Annotated in this window: 22 protein-coding genes and 4 tRNA genes; 12 read left to right on the forward strand and 14 right to left on the reverse strand. The window is 68.2% G+C overall.

All coding sequences use genetic code 11. The features are described from left to right. Positions 1-10: 10 nt before the first annotated feature. From ACSF8R_RS07490 to pdxS, 3 genes are read right to left on the reverse strand one after another with little or no spacing between them, the layout of a single operon-like run. Entirely contained in the window at positions 11-772 is a 762-nt protein-coding gene (locus ACSF8R_RS07490) for a YebC/PmpR family DNA-binding transcriptional regulator (RefSeq protein ID WP_434811239.1), read from the reverse strand. Between the two features lie 30 nt (positions 773-802). Further along, on the reverse strand, positions 803-1,420 hold the full coding sequence (gene pdxT, locus ACSF8R_RS07495) for a pyridoxal 5'-phosphate synthase glutaminase subunit PdxT (protein ID WP_434811240.1): 618 nt from the start codon (positions 1,418-1,420) through the stop codon (positions 803-805). Continuing rightward, positions 1,417-2,307 (reverse strand): pyridoxal 5'-phosphate synthase lyase subunit PdxS, encoded by an 891-nt coding sequence (gene pdxS, locus ACSF8R_RS07500; RefSeq protein ID WP_434811241.1) that lies wholly within the window; start codon positions 2,305-2,307, stop codon positions 1,417-1,419. The genes pdxT and pdxS overlap by 4 nt, the downstream gene beginning before the upstream one ends. 100 nt (positions 2,308-2,407) lie before the next feature. Here pdxS and ACSF8R_RS07505 point away from each other — a divergent pair, with 100 nt between their 5' ends. Together ACSF8R_RS07505 and pdxY are read left to right on the forward strand one after the other, a co-directional pair. Beyond that, entirely contained in the window at positions 2,408-3,727 is a 1,320-nt protein-coding gene (locus ACSF8R_RS07505) for an aminotransferase class I/II-fold pyridoxal phosphate-dependent enzyme (RefSeq protein WP_434811242.1), read from the forward strand. Between the two features lie 7 nt (positions 3,728-3,734). Continuing rightward, positions 3,735-4,586, forward strand: coding sequence for a pyridoxal kinase PdxY (pdxY, locus tag ACSF8R_RS07510; RefSeq protein ID WP_434811243.1), 852 nt, complete (start codon positions 3,735-3,737; stop codon positions 4,584-4,586). 9 nt (positions 4,587-4,595) lie between these two features. Here pdxY and ACSF8R_RS07515 read toward each other — a convergent pair whose 3' ends face one another. The 5 genes from ACSF8R_RS07515 to ACSF8R_RS07535 all read right to left on the reverse strand — a co-directional run bounded on the left by ACSF8R_RS07515 (position 4,596) and on the right by ACSF8R_RS07535 (position 9,157). Beyond that, positions 4,596-5,177, reverse strand: coding sequence for a hypothetical protein (locus tag ACSF8R_RS07515; RefSeq protein WP_434811244.1), 582 nt, complete (start codon positions 5,175-5,177; stop codon positions 4,596-4,598). 93 nt (positions 5,178-5,270) lie between these two features. Next, complete coding sequence (locus ACSF8R_RS07520; RefSeq protein WP_434811245.1) at positions 5,271-5,825, reverse strand: HIT family protein; 555 nt, start codon at positions 5,823-5,825, stop codon at positions 5,271-5,273. Further along, complete coding sequence (gene thrS, locus ACSF8R_RS07525; protein WP_434811246.1) at positions 5,822-7,831, reverse strand: threonine--tRNA ligase; 2,010 nt, start codon at positions 7,829-7,831, stop codon at positions 5,822-5,824. Before thrS ends, ACSF8R_RS07520 begins: the two co-directional genes overlap by 4 nt. Before the next feature lie 139 nt (positions 7,832-7,970). Further along, complete coding sequence (locus tag ACSF8R_RS07530; RefSeq protein WP_434811247.1) at positions 7,971-8,648, reverse strand: DNA alkylation repair protein; 678 nt, start codon at positions 8,646-8,648, stop codon at positions 7,971-7,973. After that, positions 8,645-9,157, reverse strand: a complete 513-nt coding sequence (locus ACSF8R_RS07535) for a glycine cleavage system protein R (protein WP_434811248.1) — start codon at positions 9,155-9,157, stop codon at positions 8,645-8,647. Before ACSF8R_RS07535 ends, ACSF8R_RS07530 begins: the two co-directional genes overlap by 4 nt. A gap of 71 nt (positions 9,158-9,228) precedes the next feature. On the opposite strand from ACSF8R_RS07535, the gene ACSF8R_RS07540 reads away from it, so the two are divergent. Further along, the gene (locus tag ACSF8R_RS07540) at positions 9,229-10,512 is read left to right on the forward strand and encodes a glutaminase (protein WP_434811249.1); all 1,284 of its coding nucleotides are present in this window, start codon (positions 9,229-9,231) and stop codon (positions 10,510-10,512) included. Positions 10,513-10,547: 35 nt separating this feature from the next. On the opposite strand, the gene ACSF8R_RS07545 is transcribed toward ACSF8R_RS07540, so the two are convergent. The 4 genes from ACSF8R_RS07545 to ACSF8R_RS07560 all read right to left on the reverse strand — a co-directional run bounded on the left by ACSF8R_RS07545 (position 10,548) and on the right by ACSF8R_RS07560 (position 12,522). After that, positions 10,548-10,622: transfer RNA gene (locus tag ACSF8R_RS07545), tRNA-Val, on the reverse strand. A gap of 26 nt (positions 10,623-10,648) precedes the next feature. Further along, positions 10,649-10,722, reverse strand: a tRNA-Cys gene (locus tag ACSF8R_RS07550). Positions 10,723-10,778: 56 nt separating this feature from the next. Continuing rightward, positions 10,779-10,851: transfer RNA gene (locus tag ACSF8R_RS07555), tRNA-Gly, on the reverse strand. Between the two features lie 108 nt (positions 10,852-10,959). Next, positions 10,960-12,522 (reverse strand): D-alanyl-D-alanine carboxypeptidase family protein, encoded by a 1,563-nt coding sequence (locus ACSF8R_RS07560; protein WP_434811250.1) that lies wholly within the window; start codon positions 12,520-12,522, stop codon positions 10,960-10,962. A 95-nt stretch (positions 12,523-12,617) separates the two neighbouring features. On the opposite strand from ACSF8R_RS07560, the gene ACSF8R_RS07565 reads away from it, so the two are divergent. After that, positions 12,618-12,690: transfer RNA gene (locus ACSF8R_RS07565), tRNA-Val, on the forward strand. An 18-nt stretch (positions 12,691-12,708) separates the two neighbouring features. On the opposite strand, the gene ACSF8R_RS07570 is transcribed toward ACSF8R_RS07565, so the two are convergent. Together ACSF8R_RS07570 and ACSF8R_RS07575 are read right to left on the reverse strand one after the other, a co-directional pair. Further along, complete coding sequence (locus ACSF8R_RS07570) at positions 12,709-14,004, reverse strand: tyrosine-type recombinase/integrase (protein ID WP_434811251.1); 1,296 nt, start codon at positions 14,002-14,004, stop codon at positions 12,709-12,711. 53 nt (positions 14,005-14,057) lie between these two features. After that, on the reverse strand, positions 14,058-14,627 hold the full coding sequence (locus tag ACSF8R_RS07575; RefSeq protein ID WP_434811252.1) for a helix-turn-helix domain-containing protein: 570 nt from the start codon (positions 14,625-14,627) through the stop codon (positions 14,058-14,060). Positions 14,628-14,895: 268 nt separating this feature from the next. Between ACSF8R_RS07575 and ACSF8R_RS07580 the strand changes: the two genes are divergently transcribed. From ACSF8R_RS07580 to ACSF8R_RS07615, 8 genes are all read left to right on the forward strand, one after another. Beyond that, on the forward strand, positions 14,896-15,060 hold the full coding sequence (locus ACSF8R_RS07580; RefSeq protein WP_434811253.1) for a helix-turn-helix domain-containing protein: 165 nt from the start codon (positions 14,896-14,898) through the stop codon (positions 15,058-15,060). Beyond that, positions 15,057-15,302, forward strand: a complete 246-nt coding sequence (locus ACSF8R_RS07585; RefSeq protein WP_434811254.1) for a hypothetical protein — start codon at positions 15,057-15,059, stop codon at positions 15,300-15,302. Before ACSF8R_RS07580 ends, ACSF8R_RS07585 begins: the two co-directional genes overlap by 4 nt. Beyond that, positions 15,299-16,438, forward strand: a complete 1,140-nt coding sequence (locus ACSF8R_RS07590; protein WP_434811256.1) for an AAA family ATPase — start codon at positions 15,299-15,301, stop codon at positions 16,436-16,438. The genes ACSF8R_RS07585 and ACSF8R_RS07590 overlap by 4 nt, the downstream gene beginning before the upstream one ends. An 8-nt stretch (positions 16,439-16,446) precedes the next feature. Next, entirely contained in the window at positions 16,447-17,028 is a 582-nt protein-coding gene (locus ACSF8R_RS07595) for a hypothetical protein (protein WP_434811257.1), read from the forward strand. A gap of 77 nt (positions 17,029-17,105) precedes the next feature. After that, positions 17,106-17,507 carry a hypothetical protein gene (locus ACSF8R_RS07600; protein WP_434811258.1) on the forward strand — a complete coding sequence of 134 codons (402 nt, stop codon included), beginning with the start codon at positions 17,106-17,108 and terminating at the stop codon, positions 17,505-17,507. Beyond that, entirely contained in the window at positions 17,504-18,253 is a 750-nt protein-coding gene (locus ACSF8R_RS07605; protein WP_434811259.1) for a terminase large subunit domain-containing protein, read from the forward strand. Before ACSF8R_RS07600 ends, ACSF8R_RS07605 begins: the two co-directional genes overlap by 4 nt. Beyond that, positions 18,250-18,930, forward strand: coding sequence for a hypothetical protein (locus ACSF8R_RS07610; RefSeq protein WP_434811260.1), 681 nt, complete (start codon positions 18,250-18,252; stop codon positions 18,928-18,930). Before ACSF8R_RS07605 ends, ACSF8R_RS07610 begins: the two co-directional genes overlap by 4 nt. Then, positions 18,923-19,339 (forward strand): hypothetical protein, encoded by a 417-nt coding sequence (locus ACSF8R_RS07615; protein WP_434811261.1) that lies wholly within the window; start codon positions 18,923-18,925, stop codon positions 19,337-19,339. The genes ACSF8R_RS07610 and ACSF8R_RS07615 overlap by 8 nt, the downstream gene beginning before the upstream one ends. The last annotated feature ends 26 nt before the right edge of the window (positions 19,340-19,365 follow it).

A 19,365-nucleotide genomic window follows, 5' to 3' on the forward strand; every position in this document is an offset into this window, starting at 1 on the left:
TTCGCCGAGGTCAGTCCTCGTCGTTCTCGAGCTCGGCCTGCACCTCGGCGCTCAGGGCGAAGTTGCTGAAGACGTTCTGCACGTCGTCGCTGTCTTCGAGGGCGTCGATCAGACGGAAGATCTTGCGAGCGGTGTCCGCGTCGATCTCGACTTTGAGGTTCGGCACGAACTCGACATCCGCCGACTCGTAGTCGATGCCGGCATCCTGCAGTGCCGTGCGTACCGTGACCAGATCGGTCGCCTCGGTGACGACCTCATAGCCCTGCGCGTGCGGCTCGACCTCTTCGGCGCCGGCTTCGAGCACGGCGAGCATCACGTCATCTTCGGTGGTGCCCTCGCCGCCGACGACGATGACGCCCTTGCGAGTGAAGTTGTAGGCGACCGAACCGGGGTCGGCAAGCGTGCCGCCGTTGCGGCTGAGCGCGGTGCGGACTTCAGCCGCAGCGCGGTTCTTGTTGTCGGTCAGACACTCGATCATGAGCGCGACGCCATTGGGACCATAGCCCTCGTACGTGATCGACGAGTACTCGACGGACTCGCCGCCGATGCCGGCGCCGCGCTTGATCGCCCGATCGATGTTGTCCTTGGGGACCGAGGTCTTCTTCGCCTTGAGGACAGCGTCGAACAGCGTCGGGTTGCCCTGCAGGTCGGCGCCGCCGAGCTTGGCCGCCACCTCGATGTTCTTGATGAGCTTGGCCCACGACTTGGCACGGCGCGCGTCGATGACCGCCTTCTTGTGCTTGGTCGTGGCCCACTTGGAATGTCCGGACACGGAGCTCCTCTCGAAAAGCCGTCGATCAGTCTACCCGCGGGCGTCGCGTGCGGCCTCGACCCTCGCGCGCACCGTCTCGACCAGCAGTGCGTGGAATCGGTGCTCGCCGGTGACCTCCGGATGGAATGAGGTGCCGATGAGGTCGCCCTGGCGCACCGCGACGATCCGACCGTCGTCCAGCGCCGCCAGTGTCTCGACGCCGGGCCCGGTCTCGAGGACGAGCGGTGCCCGGATGAACACGGCGTGCACGGGCGGGTCGCCGAGCGCCGGGACGTCGAGATCGGTCTCGAACGAGTCGACCTGACTGCCGAAGGCGTTGCGCTGCACCGTGACATCGAGGCCGCCCAAGGTCTGCTGACCGGCGATGCCGTCGGTGATGCGGTCAGCCAGCAGGATGAGTCCGGCGCACGTGCCGTACACCGGCATGCCGCCCGTGATCGCGTCACGCAACGGCTGCTGCATGCCGAACGTGCGCGACAGTTTGTCGATCACGCTCGATTCGCCGCCGGGCAGCACCAGCCCATCGACCTCGCCGAGCTCGGCAGGTCGGCGCACGAGCGTCACGTCCGCGCCGAGTTCGGCGAGCACCTTGGCATGCTCGCGGACGTCGCCCTGCAGGGCGAGCACGCCGATGCGGGTCGCGGTCACCACCCGCGCTCAGCGAGGCGGTGCGGTGCGGGCAGGTCCGACACGTTGATCCCGACCATCGCCTCACCGAGGCCGCGCGAGACGTCGGCGATGACCTTGGCGTCGTCGAAGAACGTCGTCGCCTTCACGATCGCCGCGGCGCGCTCGGCGGGGTTGCCGCTCTTGAAGATGCCCGAGCCGACGAACACGCCATCGGCGCCGAGCTGCATCATCATCGCCGCGTCGGCCGGGGTGGCGACACCGCCGGCGACGAACAGCACGACCGGCAGTGTGCCGGTTTCGGCGATCTCGACGACGAGCTCGTACGGTGCCTGCAGTTCCTTGGCGGCGACGTAGAGCTGGTCCTTCGACAGGGCGCCGAGGGCCGCGATCTCGCCCTTGATCTTGCGGATGTGCTTCATCGCCTCCGAGACATCGCCGGTGCCGGCCTCGCCCTTGGAGCGGATCATGGCGGCGCCCTCGTTGATGCGGCGAAGCGCCTCACCGAGATTGGTCGCGCCGCACACGAACGGCACGGTGAAGTCGTACTTGTCGATGTGGTTCACGTAGTCGGCCGGTGAGAGGACCTCGGACTCGTCGATATAGTCGACGCCGAGCTCCTGCAGCACCTGCGCTTCGACGAAGTGGCCGATGCGGGCCTTCGCCATCACGGGGATCGAGACGGCCTCGATGATGCCGTCGATCATGTCGGGGTCGCTCATGCGCGAAACGCCGCCCTGCGCACGGATGTCGGCAGGCACACGCTCGAGCGCCATGACCGCGACCGCGCCGGCATCCTCGGCGATCTTCGCCTGGTCGGGCGTGACGACGTCCATGATGACGCCGCCCTTCAGCATTTCGGCGAGACCGCGCTTCACGCGCGAGGATCCGGTGGTGGGCGTCGACATGGGCACTCTCCTCGAGCGGTGGAAGGGGATAGGGCTATGGCCTAGGTCAAAAGCTAGCATGGCCCACCACGTAGGCTGATCGTGCGTGAAGGGATGTGACATGACGACGATCTCGGGCAGATCGGCGACGGAGATCGCCGAGAGTGTGCGTGGGCTCGTCGACCGCGGCGTCCTGCGCCCCGACGATGCACTCCCGTCGGTGCGCGCCCTCGCCGAAAACCTCGACGTCAACCGCAACACGGTCGTCGCCGCGTATCGACAGCTGGCGCTGGCAGGCGTGGTCGCAGGTCACGGCCGGGGAGGCACGCGGGTCACGGGGGCGGCGCCCGTCCCGCAGGAGGGCTTCGCCGCCGACAGCGTCCTGCGTGACATCGGCACGGGCAATCCCGACCCGACACGCATCCCGGATCCGTCGGCCGCGCTCACCGCGATGGCCGGCCGACCCGTTCTGTATGGCGAGCCGCTCATCGACCCGGGGCTCGAGCGCTGGGCGCGAGACTGGTTCGCCGACGCGGCCCAGGCCTCCCCTGACCTCGCCCTGACGATCACCGGCGGCGCATCGGACGCGATCGAGCGGCTGCTCACCGGGGCACTCACCCGCGACGACGCGGTCGCCCTCGAAGACCCGTGCTTCCTCTCCAGCATCCACACCGTGCGGTTGGGCGGATACCGTCCGCTGGCGGTGCCCGTCGACGACGAGGGCATGACCGTCGACGGGCTGCGGTCGGCCTTGGCGGCCGGTGCCCGGGCCGTCGTCTGCACCCCGCGAGCCCAGAATCCGACGGGTGCGAGCACGAGTGCCGCGCGTGCCGAGGCGCTCCGCGCCGTGCTTGCCGACCACCCGTACGTGCTGGTGATCGAAGACGACCACTTCTCGCTGCTGTCCTCACAGGACTACCACTCGATCATCGGACCCGACCATCGCCGCTGGGCGCTCGTGCGATCGGTCTCGAAGTTCCTCGGCCCCGACATGTGTCTGGCCGTGACGGCATCCGACCCCGACACTGCAGAGCGCCTGGCGCAGCGGCTCACGCCCGGCACGACGTGGGTGAGCCACCTGCTGCAGCGGCTGGTGCACGCGCTCATGACCGACCCGTCGGTCGTGCGGCAGATCGCGGATGCCGGCGCCCACTACCGCGCGCGCAACAGGACGTTCGTCGGCGCGCTCCACGATGTCGGCCTCGATGCGAGCGTCGGCGATGGTCTGAACGTCTGGGTGCCGCTGCCGCTGCCAGGCCGCACCGTCGCGGACCACCTCATGCGCCGCGGCTGGCTCGCCCGGCCCGGTGACGAGTTCGTGCTTGCAGCGTCGAGCGTCGCCCAGCACCTGCGACTGACCGTCCACGATCTCGGCGATGCCGATCAGCGTCGCCTGGCGGCAGACATCGCCGCCGCCGTCTCGAACCCGAAAGTGGGATGATCCTCCGATGAAGATCCTGTCCATCCAGTCCGCTGTCGCATACGGTCACGTGGGCAACTCGGCCGCCGTCTTCCCGCTGCAGCGGATCGGCGTCGAAGTGCTGCCCGTCTACACGGTGAACTTCTCCAACCACACCGGGTACGGGGCGTGGCGAGGACCGCTCATCGCCCCCGACGACGTGCGCGAGGTCATCACAGGGATCGAAGAACGCGGCGCGTTCGGCGACATCGATGTCGTCCTCTCGGGCTACCAGGGCAGCGAGGGCATCGCCGATGTCATCCTCGATGCAGTCGCTCGGGTCAAGTCCGCCAACCCGAGTGCCGTCTACTCGTGCGACCCGGTAATGGGCAATGCAAAGTCGGGCTGCTTCGTGGCGCCCGCCATCCCGATCCTGCTCCGCGAGAAGGTCGTGCCGGCCGCCGACATCATCACGCCCAACCAGTTCGAACTCGGGTTCCTGACCGGCACCGAGCCGAACGATCTGGCATCCACCCTCGCCTCGGCAGACGCGGCCCGGGCGATGGGGCCGTCGACGGTGCTGGTCACGAGCGTGGAGCGGCCCGACCGGCCGGAGGGCACGATCGAAATGCTCGCCGTCACACCCGACGGCGCGTGGATCGTGCAGACGCCGCACATTCCGATGAAGGCGAACGGCTCCGGCGACGTCACCGCGGCGCTGTTCACGGCGCACTACCGCGCGAGCGGTGATGCCGCCGACGCGCTCGCGAAGACGACGTCGAGTGTGTGGGATCTGCTCGACAACACCCACCGTTCGGGGCAGCGCGAACTGCAGCTCATCGAGTCGCAGGACGCGTATGCCCACCCGCGCATGCAGTTCGACGTGACGCAGGTCCGCTGAGGCCGCCGGCTACGAGCCGTAGACCTCGTCGAACGCGGCTTCCCAGCCGGGAGCGTCGTCGGGGCAGATGAAGCCGGTGCCGAACACCATGATGCTCACGAGGTTGCGCTCACCCGCCTCCCGCTCTCGTCCTTCGAGATCTCCGAGCACCGTCTGGAAGATCGGTGAGCTCGTCACGTGCGCGTCCAGCAGCGCGGCGTCGACGTCGTGGCCGTTGAGGATGGCGGTCTCGCAGGCATCCACCGCGGCTGCGAGATAGATGGTCTCGTGCTGCTCGGTCCAGGCGACGCCTTGACTCTCGAGGTACTCGCGCTGCTGCGCAATGAACTCCTTCTGCTCCGGCGTGACGGCGACCAGCATGCTGCTGTCGGTGGGCAGCTGCTGCTCGGCGAGGAAGCGGTCGCGTTCGGCGAGGGCCTCGGCCGTTCCGTCGGTGACGCTGTCGGTCGGCGTCGGTGTGGGCGAAGCCGACGTGCTCGTGTCCGGTTCCGTGGTCGTGTCGGGCTCGGGCGATGCGTTCGTTCCACAGCCGGCGAGTCCGGCCGTCAGGAAGGCGGCTGCCACCAGCAACGTCGCGTTTCGATGGCGCATGGATGATCCTCTCGTCACGTCCAAGCTAGCCACGCGCAAATACCTGCCCCCGCGATTGTCCACAGTCGGGCAGCGGCCGCGTGCGCGTCCTCGTCAGGCGGGCCAGGCGGCGGTGACGGCCTCGCGCACTTCGCCGAGCAGCTGCGGCAACGCCTTCGTCTTCGCGATGATGGGGAAGAAGTTCGCGTCCGTGGCCCATCGCGGGACGACGTGCTGGTGCAGGTGCGCGTCGACGCCTGCGCCGGCGACCCGACCCTGGTTCATGCCGAGGTTGAACCCGTCGCACCGCGAGACCTCACGCAGCACCCGCATGGCGGTCTGCGTGAGGGCGCCGATCTCAGCGACTTCCTCCACCGTCGCCTGGTCGTACGTGGCGATGTGACGGTACGGACACACCATCAGGTGGCCCGAGTTGTACGGGTACAGGTTGAGGATGACGTAGGCGGTCTCACCGCGCGCGACGATCAGACCGTCCTCGTCGGAGCGCTGCGGGGCGGCGCAGAACGGGCACTCCTCGCGCAGCGGCTCGGGGCCCGCCTGGATGTATGCCATCCGGTGCGGCGTCCACAGCCGCTGGAACTCGTCGGGGACGCCGGCGAGGTGGTCTGCGGGTTCGCTGCGCACGTCTCCGGCGTCCCCGACGGTCACGGCAGGTCCTCGGCGGTGTCGACGAGGGTGTGGTTTGCGATCGCGGCGGTGATCTTGGCGATCGCCTCGTCGATCGGGATGCCGTTGGTCTGCGAGCCGTCGCGGAAGCGGAACGACACGGTGCCGGCGGAGCGGTCCTGCTCCCCCGCGATCAACTGGATCGGCACCTTCCCGGTGGTGTGGGTGCGGATCTTCTTCTGCATCCGGTCGTCGGAGTGGTCGACCTCGGCGCGCACGCCCGCGACCTTCAGCCGCTGCACGACGTCGTCGAGGTACGGCCCGAAGGCCTCGGCCACCGGGATGCCGACGACCTGCAGCGGCGCGAGCCACACCGGGAACGCGCCCGCATAGTGCTCGAGCAGGATCGCGAAGAACCGCTCGATCGACCCGAACAGTGCCCGGTGGATCATGATCGGACGGTGCTTCTCACCGTCGGGGCCGGTGTACTCCAGCCCGAACCGCTCAGGAAGGTTCGGGTCGACCTGCACGGTCGACAGCTGCCAAGTGCGTCCGATGGCGTCGCGGGTCTTCAGGTCGATCTTCGGACCGTAGAACGCCGCCTCGCCGGGCACCTCGGTGAGCTTGAGCCCGCTTGCGACCGCGACGTTTCGCAGGGCCTGGGTCGAGTACTCCCAGAACTCGTCGGTGCCGATCCACTTGGCCTTCTCATCGTCGCGCATCGACAGTTCGAGCTCGAAGTCGTCGAGACCGAAGTCGCGCAGCATCGAGATCACGAACGCCAGCACCCGAGTGGTCTCGGCCTCGAGCTGGTCGGGGGTGACGAACAAGTGCGAGTCGTCCTGGGTGAATCCGCGCACCCGGGTGAGCCCGTGAAGGGCGCCGGAGAGCTCGTTGCGGTACACGGTGCCGTTCTCGGCCAGACGCATCGGCAGGTCGCGGTAGCTGCGTGCGCGCTCCTTGTAGATGAGGATGTGCATCGGGCAGTTCATGGGCTTCAGGTAATAGTCCTGGCCCTTCTTGACGACGGTGCCGTCCTCATCCACCTCTTCGTCCATGACGATCGGCGGGAACATGCCGTCCTTGTAGGTGACGAGGTGATTCGAGGTGAGGAACAGGTCCTCCTTCGAGATATGTGGGGTGTACACGTAGGTGTAGCCGCCCTCGACATGACGCTTGCGCGCGTGCTGCTCCATCTCGCCGCGGACGATGCCGCCCTTGGGATGCCAGACGCTCAGGCCCGACCCGATCTCGTCGGGGAACGAGAACAGGTCGAGCTCCTTGCCGAGCTTGCGGTGGTCGCGCTTGGCGGCCTCTTCGAGCCGGGTCTGGTAGGCGCGCAGCTCGTCCTTGGTCGGCCACGCGGTGCCGTAGATGCGCTGCAGCTGCGGGTTCTTCTCGCTGCCGCGCCAGTAGGCGCCGGCGATGCGGGTGAGGTCCCAGCCGTTGCCGATCATGCGGGTTCCGGGCACGTGCGGACCGCGGCACAGGTCCTTCCACGCGGTCTCGCCGTCGCGGGTCACGTTGTCATAGATGGTGAGCTCGCCTGCGCCCACCTCGACCGAGGCGCCCTCGGTCTTCTCTGCGCCGCCGCCTTTGAGGCCGATCAGCTCGAGCTTGAACGGCTCGTCTGCGAGCTCGGCGCGGGCCTCGTCGTCGGTGACCACGCGGCGGACGAAGCGCTGGTTCTCGCGAACGATGCGCTCCATCTCCTTCTTGATGGCCTTGAGGTCTTCGGGAGTGAACGGCTCGTCGACACCGAAGTCGTAGTAGAAGCCGTCGACAACGGGCGGGCCGATGCCGAGGTTCGCCTGCGGGCGGATGCGCTGCACCGCCTGCGCGAGGACGTGCGCGGTCGAATGGCGCAGGATCGACAGTCCGTCTGGGCTGTCGACGGTGACCGGCTCGACCGCGTCATCCGCGGTCACGACGGTGGCGAGGTCCTTCAACTCGCCGTTCACGCGCAACGCGACGACGGAGCGATCGGGAAAGAGGGTGAATCCGTCGGCCGGGTAGGTGACGTCCGACGGGATGATGACGTCAGTCAAGGGAGTGTCTCCAGGTGGGTGGCTCGGTCAAGGCTACTCAGCTTCGAGCGCACGCCGCGCTCTGCCCGCTCAGGCCTGACGCGTTCGCGTGCCGACGCACGACCAGACGGCCTTGCGCATCGGGCGACGTTCCATGGCGTCAGTCTACCGCTCGCGCGCCGACGTGCTTGAGCGCTTCGCGGCGGCTCAGCGGGCTGAGCGGATGGGTGGCTGCGAAGTCGCGGACCCAATCCGGGTGCGCGCGCGCCGCGTCGCGCAGCGCCCACCCGACCGCCTTGCGGATGAAGAACTCCGGGTCATCGATGTTCGGGGTGATGACGGCGTCGAGGAGCTCGAGGTCGACCCGCTCCTTGCGTCCGAGTTGCGAGATGATCGCGATGCGCCGCAGCCACATGTCCTCGCCGATGCTCCACCGGCGCGCGATCTCAGCCGTCTCCGCGGGATGTCGATCGTGCAGTTCCTGCATACGGGAGGCCAGGTCGTCGCTGAAATCCCACCACCGGCCGGTCGTGGCCATGTGTTCGATGAGCGGAACCGATGCCAGGTCGGCGCGGGCCTTCGGCGCGCCCAGCATCATCATCGCCGCATAGCGCTCCTCGCGATGGGTCGCGGCATCCCACAGCTCCCGGGCGACAACGAGGACGGCAGCGGCGTCCGGCAGCGTCTTGGCGGCGGCGCGCGCGAGCCGGCGCACTTGCGGCACTGTGACACCGAGGAACGGCATCACCGACTTCATGTAGGCCTGCTGGCCCGGTGCGCGGGCGGGGTCGGCGGCGGCGCGCAACTCGGCGCGGAGCTGCGCGACGGTCGCCGTCATTGCGCGACGGTGACGTCGACCTGGATCTCCCCGGCGAGCCGCTCGAGCGCCTCGGTGAGCCGGCCGGCGGCGTCGCTGTCGGGGATGCGCACATCGACGACGGCTTCGAACAGGGTCCCGCCCGCCATGGGCGCCTCGAGCGTGCGGCTGCGGAAGCCGTCGATCGAGAGGGCGTGCGCGGTGATGGCGGCGGTCACGTCGCGCACGATGCCGGGACGATCATTGCCGAGCACCGTGAACTGCAGCTCGCGCACATCCCCTGCCACAGGTGTGCCGGTGCCGCTGTGCGCCGTGACCCGCAGCATCCCGTCGAGTTCCTGCACGGCAGCCGTCAACGCGTCGACGTTCGCGTCGGGCACGGAGACCAGCACGATGCCGGCGAACGCGCCGGCGAGCTCGGCGAGCTCGCTACGCTCCCAGTTGCCGCCGTGCGCGGCGATGCGTTCGGCCAGGGCGCCGACCAGGCCCACCCGGTCATCTCCCACGACGGTCAGTACGAGCTGTGCCATGTGCCGAGCCTACGGGGTCAGGCCACCGCCCGGGGTGCGCCGACCGGCGGGCTCTGGCACGATCGGTGGCCATGAGGATGCCGATCGGTCGCTATCTGGAATTGCTGCTCGACGCGTGTGCCGACGATGGCGGTGGTGTCGCGGACTACATCCCCGAGCTGGCGGCGGCCGATCCGGATCGGGTCGCTGTCGCGCTGGCGACCCCGGACGGCGAGGTGTACGCCGCGGGCGATGCGGACCTCGAGTTCACGATCCAATCGATCTCGAAGCCGTTCACCTACGCGCTGGCGATCGCCGACCGCGGCCTCGACGAGGTGCTCGAATCGATCGACGTGGAACCGTCCGGTGACGCCTTCAATGAGATCTCCCTCGACGAGGCGACCGGCAGGCCGCGCAACCCGATGATCAATGCCGGGGCGATCGCCGCGCACGGGCTCGTCGAAGGCGCCGACCAGGACGAGCGCGACCGCCGCATCCTCGACTTCTACTCCGAGATCGCGGGCCGGCGACTGCGCATCGACGAGGCCGTGTTCGAATCGGAACTGTCCACTGCAGACCGCAACACCGCGATCGCGTACATGCTGCGCACCGTCGGCACGCTCGAACAGCCGCCGCTGGAGGTCGTCCGCGGATACACCCGTCAATGCTCGGTCGCCGTCACCGTGCGCGACCTCGCCCGGATGGCCGCGGTGCTGGCCGCCGGCGGTCGCACACCCTCCGGTTCGCGCGTGCTCTCCCCCGAGGTCAATCGTCAGGTGCTGAGCGTGATGGCCACGTGCGGGATGTACGACGCGGCCGGCGACTGGCTGACCCATATCGGCATCCCTGCAAAGAGCGGGGTCGCCGGCGGTCTCGTCGGCGTGCTGCCCGGGCAGGTCGGCATCGCCGCGTTCTCGCCGCGGCTGGACGAGCACGGCAACAGCGTGCGCGGGGTGCGGATCTTCGAACGACTCAACCGCGACATGGGGCTGCATCTGATGGATGCCGCCGAGGTCGCGCCGGCGGTCGTGCGCCGGCGGCTGCACGACGGTATTCCGGTGCTCGAGGTGACGGGCGATCTGCGGTTCGTCGAGGCTGAGCGCGTGCTGCGCACGTTCGCCGAGGAGCGCGAGGGCGAGGATGTCGTCGTGGTGGATCTCACCCATGTGCACCACGTCAACGACGTCGCCCGCCGGTTGCTGCTGGAAGGCATCCGCCGGCTCAATGCCGACGGTCATCCCGTGCGACTGGTCGACCCCGATCGCGTGCTGGGGTCTGCTGAGGCCGGAACCGGTGAGATCGTGCATGGCGAGCAGCCGCGCGGCGGGTACGTGCCCGACCGCTACGAGGACGCCGGAGCGGCCACCCGCGGGTGAATAAGAAAACCCCCGGCCGTGGCCGGGGGTTTCGGTGGTGCGCGATACTGGGATCGAACCAGTGACCTCTTCCGTGTCAGGGAAGCGCGCTACCGCTGCGCCAATCGCGCCTATACAGGCTCTTCAGTTGCAAGAGTGGAGGTGGCGACGGGATTCGAACCCGTGTAAACGGCTTTGCAGGCCGGTGCCTAGCCTCTCGGCCACGCCACCGCGTGTGGTTCGGACCCACGTGACGTGGTTCCTCCGAGGAGGAATCCCCGCACTCGAGCGGATGACGAGACTCGAACTCGCGACCCTCACCTTGGCAAGGTGATGCGCTACCAACTGCGCTACATCCGCGTGCTCCCGGATCTCTCCGGGCGCTTGAATGACTTTAGCCGACGATCGGCGCTCTGCAAAACCGGGAGCGTCCCGCGCGTGTCTGGCTCAGTATCGGGGCGCCGCCGGTTACCCGAAGTACTGCTCCAGCGTGTGGAAACCCCCGCGGTGATAGTCGGCCGCGACCTCTCTCCCGACATACCGGAGATGCCAGGGCTCAGAGGTGTAGCCGGTGATGTCGGTGTAGCCCTTCTCGTACCGAACAACGAATCCGTACCTCCACGCATTGGCGGCGACCCACTTCTGCTGTCGCGTTCCCGCGAAGGAATAGATCGATCCGCAACCGCTGCCGCATGCGACGACGTCGACGGTGAATCCCGTCTGGTGCTCGGAGTGTCCGGCCCTCGCTGAGTGCAGATCTGCCCAGGTGCGACCGTTGGATGCCACGTAGCCTGCGTAAAGGGACTTCTGCGTCGCATAGCTGCGGTAGGCGCTGGTGAGGCCGAGGCGCCCTGCGCCGGCAGTCGACGCGCCCGAGCGCAGCTTCTGGAACGCGGTCGCGGCTTCCTTTCGCAGCAGGTACCCCGTGCCCGACACGTACTGCAGGTCGGAGGGACGGTACGACGTCGGACGCAGCGCGTTCTTCTTGTTCGCGACAACCCACGTGCTCGACGGGTCAGTGGTACTGCGGCACGGTGTCACTCGCGCGACGAGGCCACGGAGCATCCGAGGAGACCCGACGACGGCGACGCCATGCGCATCGACCGCGCGCACGGCCGATTGCAGGTGCCGGTCGGCGCAGATCCGCCCGCTGAGCACGAGCGGCGATCGGCGGACGATGGCGTATGTCAACCCCGCCATCGCGCCGCGGTAGTCGGTGGTGTTCGCGACGATGACGCGATCGGCCGACTCGGGGAAGCGTCGAGCCATGACGGCGGACATCTCCGACGCGCTGTCGGCCTTCAACCGGACGACTTCCAGACCGGACCGTGCGAACTGCCGATAGATGCCGCTGCTCACCGAGTCCGGGTTGCCGACCAGCACGACGCGCTTCGCCCCAAGATCGCTCACGAGGTCGAGCGTGCGCTCGGGCACACGGTCGGCGAGCCCGTCGACGGCGATCAGCGGCTCACCACGCGCCGCAGCGAGCGCACCACCGACGAGCGCATTCGCGAAGCTCCGGCCTGTAGCGATGAACACTTCGCTCTCGTTCGTGAACGCTGACCGTACGAGCGCTCGCGAAGTGCCATATCGATTCGAGCCGGCGATCCGTTCGACGGAGGGAGCGAGCTTCTGCACTCGTTCTTCTGTGCGCGCGGAGATCGTGCCGGTGCCACCGACGATGATGAGGCGATCCGGGCGCAGGCGCCTGATCTCTTCGACGACCGAAACCGGAATGCCGTCGCGCCCGACGAGAAGCATCGGGCCGCCGAGCGCGGCCGCCACCGGCGCCGCGCTCAGTGCCTCGGTCGAGGAGTCTTGGCTCACCAGGAGGACGACGGGGGCCGTCTGGCCTTCGGGACGGGCTCGCTGCGATGCCGCTACGCTCGTGGTCGTTTCGGCGTCGCCGACAATGCGGCCTGTAGCCCGCGTTGCGGCATCGGCGGCCGAACCCGGTACGACGACCAGCAAGGCGGTCACAACGGCGACGGCGGCGATCACACCCGCTGCACGACGGAACAAGCTGCCCATGACTCCCCCAGGTACGACTGACCGGTCGCTCCTCGACCCGATTACGTCACCGCGCTGGCATCCTATAAGCTTGGTGCTCGGCCCGCAGGGGCCACGGGCGATTGGCGCAGTTGGTAGCGCGCTTCCTTCACACGGAAGAGGTCATCAGTTCGAGTCTGGTATCGCCCACAGGATTTAGCCCCGGAATCACGCGGAAGCCGCGAACGACCGGGGCTTTTTCGTGCCCTCAGAAGCGGGCTGTGTGGACAGAATCGCCGGTTGTGTGGACAGCGTGTCGGGCACGATGCGCTCGGCACGGTCCGCCGCCTCCGTCTGCGCGCCCAGCGATACGTGCGCGTAGATGGCGGTGACGTGGGCCTGTGCGTGGCCCAGTCGGGTTGCGATTAGGAAGCCGTCAGCCCCCGTCTCGCGCAGGTGGGTCGCGTGCAGGTGACGGAACCCGTGGAGGCGCATCGGGGTGAGCCCTGCGCGCTTCGCAATCACCGCGAGTTGCTTTGACGGGTACTCGGGCATGATCGGGTGACCGTCCGCGGTGGTGAACACTCGGCCGGACTCCTCCCATGCTTCACCCGCCGCGACTCGTGCGGCGTTCTGTGTGAGCCGCTGGGCCCTGAGCGCGCGGAGTGCACGCGGTCCCAGCCCGACCTCTCGCCCCTGCCCGGCGCGGCTCTTCGCCGTGCCCTCGGAGACGTTCGCGCCGTACTCTCCGCCGCGGCGCGCGACCTGGACGCGGTTGGTGTTCACGCGGAGCACCTTCCCGCCCATGTCCACGTCCGACCAGCGGAGCCCGGCGAGTTCGCCGCGACGGAGGCCGGTGTACAGGGCGAGTTCGTAGAAGTGGAGCATGCTCGACTCCTTCGCCGCGGTGAGGAACGCGGACGCCTGGTCTGGGGTCCACAGCGTCTTGTCCTTCGCCTGGACGGTCGGCAACTCCACCAGCCGGGCAGGGTTCGCGATGATCGTTTCCGCGCGCTCGGCGGCCGACAGGGCCGACTTCAGAACGGTGATGATCTTGGCGACCGACTGAGCCCCGCGAGACTTCGCCATGTCGTCTACGAACGCCTGAACGTCCGCGCGGCGGAGTTCGGTGAGCGGGATGGATGCGACCCGGTGGCCCAGGATCACACCCACATACAACTCGTAGACCGCGAGGGTGCTGGGCTTCAGTGTCCGGCCCATCGTCTCGCGCCGCTTCAGCCACGTCGGCAGGTACGTCGTCAGCGTCTCCCGCGTGGGGGTGAGTCGCTGGCCGTCGAGTGACGCGCGCAGGTAGGGCTTGGCCCACTCCTCGGCGGCACCCTTCGACGCGAACCCACCTTTGCGGATGCGCTGGCGCTCCTGGTTGTGTGTGGCGGGCTGGTTCACGAACACCGCCCAGGTGCCGTGTCTCGGGTTGCTCAACTTCGGGCACTTCGCGCCCAGTTGCTTGCCGTCCTCGCGGCATCCACAGCGGCGCTGATAGTGCGCCGTCGTTCCTTTCATGGGGTTCTTCCCTTCTCCCCCGGCAACTGGCCGGGTGGTCGATGGGCTCCCGGTCAGATCGTGCCGACCTCGGGAGCGTTGCCGCGCTTGTGGCGGAGAATGTCGCGGCGCGCGGTCGCCGTCAAACTGTGGATGCTGGCGGAGTCGCCCGCGAGAGTTTCGGCGGCGATCTGAGCGCCGCGAATCATCCCGCCGATCACGCCCAGACTCTTCGCCAGTTCCTCGGCCTTCTCTATGTGGTCGAGTACCGCACGGCCGACCTCAAGCAGATACTCCTCCGGTGCGTCGGGGTGCGTACCTGAGTCCTGGAGTGCGCTTCGCGGCACGTTCTCGCCGTTGTCCATGCGGATGCTCTCGACACCGACGGGGATCAGCATTAGGCGTGAGACGGGCTTACCGAGCGCGCGCGCGAACAGCACCAAGTCGTCCATTGTGAAGTTGCGTTCGCCGCGCTCCGCTTCGCTGACGCGGTTCACGGACCACGCACGCTTGCTTGGGTCCAGGGTCTTCAGCCGCTCAGCGAACGCGGCTTGACCTTCCTGAACGCCGCTCTTGCGGAGGGTTTTGATGTTGTGCGCGATGATCTCTCGCATCGTCATCGTGCTCGGAATCTCCGGTTCCACCCTGTAACCCTTCAATCGGTATTCGAGAACTCTCGAAACCCAGACTACCGGAAATGCCGCCATTTGTGTGGTACAACTGTTCCGACAGCGCATCCGCCTGGAGGGTATGGGCGCTGAACGGGGCGACACCCCGACCAGGAGTCGGAGTCGCTAGCACCGTGACCAGGTAGAGCCAGGCGCGGGCCGCAATCACTCATCTGCGAGCCGCCTGGAGCCCTCCATGCTTTCGACGTCATCTGTCCGTCTCGACCTCCCCGACCCTCTCCCGGTGACACTCACCGTCGAAGAGGCCGCGCGAGTCCTCCGCATCGGGCGCAACAGCGCCTATGAGGCCATCGCCCGCGGCGACATCCCGTCCGTGCGCATCGGCGGGCGCGTCCTCATCCCATCGGCGCGTCTCCTCGCGCTCTTCGGAGTGGAGGTCACCGAATGAGGGTCCTCGGGTGCGTCTCCCTCGACCTCGCACGGTCCCGCACCGCTTACGACACCCGCCGCGCCATCCGGCACGCGCTCGACGGCCTCCAGCCCGGCGACACCGTGCGCATCAACGTCGGCCGCAACAGCGTCCCCGCAGACGTAGCCGACCTCATCCCCGACACCGCAACCGTCCAGGTCACCGGCCCTGACGCCTACACCGTCCGCGCCTGGCGCGCCGCACTCGGAGGCGACCGGTGAGCCGCGAACTGCTGGTCACGCCCCTCGCGATGATCCAGCCCGAACCCGTCACCTGGGCTGTGCGGGACCAGATTCCTACGCACACGATCACGATCCTCGCCGGAGCGGCCGGCATCGCGAAGTCCACCATCCTCGCGCACTACATCGCCCGATGGACGCTCGGCGGGTCGGTCGGTGACTTCACCGGCCCGTCGCCCGTCGCGATCATCAACGGAGAGGACGACCTGGCCCGCGTGCTGGTGCCGCGCCTCATCGCGGCCGGGGCCGACCTCCGCCACGTCCACGCCATCGACGGCGTGCGCGTCACCGACGAGAACGGCGAAACGTGGGTGTCCGGCGCGACCCTCGCGGACGACCTCCCCCGCATCCGCCACACCATCCAGGAACTCGGCGTGCGCGTCCTCATCGTGGACCCCATCATCAGCCTCATGTCCGGCGACTCCCACCGGCTGGAGGACGTGCGCCGCAACCTCGACCCCCTCGCATCAATGGCCGCTGACCTCGGCATCGCCATCGTCTGCGTCGCCCACTTCAACAAGGGCGGGGGCCGCGCCGGAGAGAAGGTGTCCGGGTCCCACGCATTCCGCGACATCGCCCGCTCCCTCCTGGTCCTCGCCGTCGATGAAGAGACAGACGACCGCATCCTGAGCGTCGAGAAGAGCAACTACAGCGCCCGGAAACCCTCCCTCGCGTTCAGCGTCGAATCCGCCGCCGTGCCGCTCCCAGACGGCTCCACAGCCACAGTCGGCCGCGCCCGACTCCTCGGAGAAACGTCCCTCACCGTCCAGGACCTCCTCAACCGCGACACGAGCACCCTCGGAGACGTGTCCACCCAGATCGTCGCCGCCGTCAGCCACGCCGCCGAACCTGTCAGCGCCCGCGAAGTCGCCGCCGAAGTCGGAGAACCTGAAGACAAGGTGTCCCGCTACCTCCGCCGCCTCACCGAATCCGGCCGCATCCAACGCGCCGAACGCGGCCGATTCGCACCCCTCGGCTGGCAACCGGACACCGAAACGGACACCACACACACGGCGTCCGAAGTGTCCGAACTGTCCGGATTCCACACCCTCGCGCGAGAGCAAAATGTGTCCTCTCTCTCCGCTTCACAGGACCAACCGGACACACCGGACAGATAGGACGCACCGTGCGACTGTCCGAAACACCGTCCGAAGCCAACAGGAAGGAGAGCACCGTGAGCGATCACGCATGGCTCGACAACATCATCAACACCGGCCAACTCCCCACCCACTACGGCACCCGCAACGACCTCCGCCGCGAGATTCAGGACAATGCCGCACAGATCGAAGCCATCGCTTCGTCCTCTTCCTTCCGCACGCGGTCCCAGGAGTCCACACAGTCGGCCGGTGATGGCGCTGAGGGCCTGTCCACACGTCGTCCACACGCCGCGGAATCTCGCGGCTCTGAGGTCCAGGATTTCCCCACGGAGGAAGAGGGCACGGTGCGAGAGGATCGCACGCGACCGCACGGCATCCGCCCCTCGGCGGCTGTGCTGGAGGCGCGTCGAGAGGCTATGCGGGCTGACCGGGCACGGCAGAACGTTGGCAAGCATGCGTGGCCTGTCATCCGCATCCTGGAGCGCCATCTGCCGGTCGTCGGCGCGGCTGTCCGGGACTACACACGGGCCGCGAACGATGAGGCACGCGCCTATCGTCAGTACGCCCGCGCCCTCGCGGCTGACCTCGCGGCGCTGGAGGGCGACCAGTGAGCCGGTGCGGCGGGTGTGCGCACCCTGAGCGTGAGGCCCTGGACGCGGCGCTGGTGTCGGGGCAGACGGACACAGCGGTGGCTGAGCGATTCGGGCTGACTCGTGACGCGGTGGGGCGGCATCGTCGCGGGCACCTGTCCCCTGCGCTGAAAGCGGTGGCGGCGGAGCGGGAGACGGCGGGGGCACGGACGGCACTGGACCGGCTGGAGGCTCTGCATGATCGGGCGGAGCGGGTGCTGGCGGCGGCTGAGGCTGAGGGGAAGGCGGCGCTGTCGCTTCAGGCGATCCGGGAACTCCGGTCCACGGTTGAACTGATCGCGAAGTTGACGGGTGAACTGGACGACCGGCCCCAGGTGCAGGTGCTGAATGTCACGGCGTCCCCTGAGTGGGATGCGCTCCGCGGTGTGGTGCTGACCGCGCTTCGGCCGTTCCCGGAGGCGGGGCGGGCTGTGGCGCTGGCGTTGGAGGCGGGGTCGTGAGTGAACTGGGGCAGGACCTCGCGGCGGCGCTGGACCCGGTGGTGTTCGGGCGGCGGCTGGGGTTCGATGCTGAGCCGTGGCAGGAGCGGCTGTTGCGGTCGTCGTCGGCGCGGACGCTGGTGCTGTGTGCCCGGCAGGTGGGGAAGACGCAGACGACGAGCATGAAGGCTCTGCATGTGGCGGTGTTTGAGCCGGGGTCGCTGGTGCTGATTATCTCGCCGTCTCAGCGTCAGTCGGACGAGATGCTGTTGCGGGTGAAGGCCCTCTATCGGGGGTTGGGGCGGGCGAAGCCGTCGCGGGATTCGGGGTCGGAGTTGGTCCTGGAGAACGGGTCGCGGATCGTGAGTCTGCCGGGCACGGAGGGCACTTCGCGCGGCTTCAGTGGGGCGCGACTGATCGTGCTGGATGAGGCGTCCCGTGTGGAGGATGACATTTTCGCGTCGGTGCTTCCGATGGTGGCGAGTGATGGGGCGATCTGGGCTCTGTCTACGCCGTGGGGTCGTCGGGGCTGGTTCCACGCTCTGCATGAGGACCCGGTGAACGGCTGGGAGCGGCACAAGGTGACGGTGTACGAGTCGGCCCAGTACACGCCCGCGAGGATCGCGGAGGTTCGGGCGGCTCTGGGGTCGTTCACGTTCGCGTCGGATTACGAATGCGAGTTCGGGGACACGGATTCGCAACTGTTCGGCACCGAACTGGTGCGCGCGGCGTTCTCGCCGCTGGTCAAGGGATTGGAGTTGCCATGAGTTCGTACACGGTGGGCCTGGACCTCGGGCAAGGGCAGGACTTCTCTGCCCTGGTGGTGGTGGAGCGGGTGCTGGTGTTGCCGCCGCTGGTGAGCGTGGGCGCGTTCTGGCGGGCACCGCAACTGATCGGCCCGTCGATCCGGGAGGAGCGGCATGTGCGGCACCTGCGGCGCTGGGAACTGGGGACGCCGTATCCGGCGATCGTGGACGACGTGGCGACGATGATGCGCGCGGACGCCATGCGGGACGGCCTCCTGTTCATCGACCGGACGGGCGTGGGCCGCGCGGTGTTCGACATGTTCGTGGAGGCGTGGCAGGCGGAGGAGTTCGGCGCGTCGTATCCGCTGGGCGTGACGATCACGGCGGGGGCGAAGCGGAACGGCATGCACGTCCCGAAGTCTGACCTTCTCGCGGCGATTCAGGTTCCCCTTCAGCAGGGCACTCTGCGGGTCGCGGACGGGCTGGCGTTGGGGCCGGTGCTGGAGCGCGAACTGGTGTCGTTCCGGCAGAAGATCAGCGACTCCGGGCGGGACACGTTCGATCTACAGCGGCGTGCCGGTGAGGGGCACGGCGACCTGGTGACGGCGCTGTCTCTGGCGCTGTTCCAGGACAACACAATTTCTCGGCCGGAAGTGGTCGAGAACACCGATGCTCTGAAGGGAGCAAGCAATGACTGACGATGTGAAGGACGACGACCTGGCGGCGCTCCCCTCGGAGCGGCTGGCGGAGATGCTCCGAGAGAAGCGGCGCGCGGAGGCGGCTGTGCGCTCCCGGCTCCGCGAGGTCGAGACGGAGCGGGATGCGCTGTCGGAGCGGGTGACGGCGTGGCAGGGTGACCGGTTCGCGGCGCTGGCGAAGGACGGCCGCGTGGTGGAGTCCGCTGTGAAGGACGTTCAGGCTCTGGTGCCGTTGGAGTCGGTGCTGGATGAGGCGGGCCTGGTGGACGCGGAGAAGGTGTCGGAGGCGCTGATCGGCCTGCGGCAGGAACGTCCCCACCTGTTCCGGGGCGGGCCGTCTGGCGCGGAGTCGTTCGGGGGCGCTGAGGGCTTCCGCTCGCCTGTGTCCTGGTCGGACGTGCTCCGGTAGGGCTGGGCGGCGTTGTGCGCCGTTCT

Source organism: Microbacterium sp. bgisy189 (assembly GCF_965345345.1).
Taxonomy (GTDB): domain Bacteria; phylum Actinomycetota; class Actinomycetes; order Actinomycetales; family Microbacteriaceae; genus Microbacterium.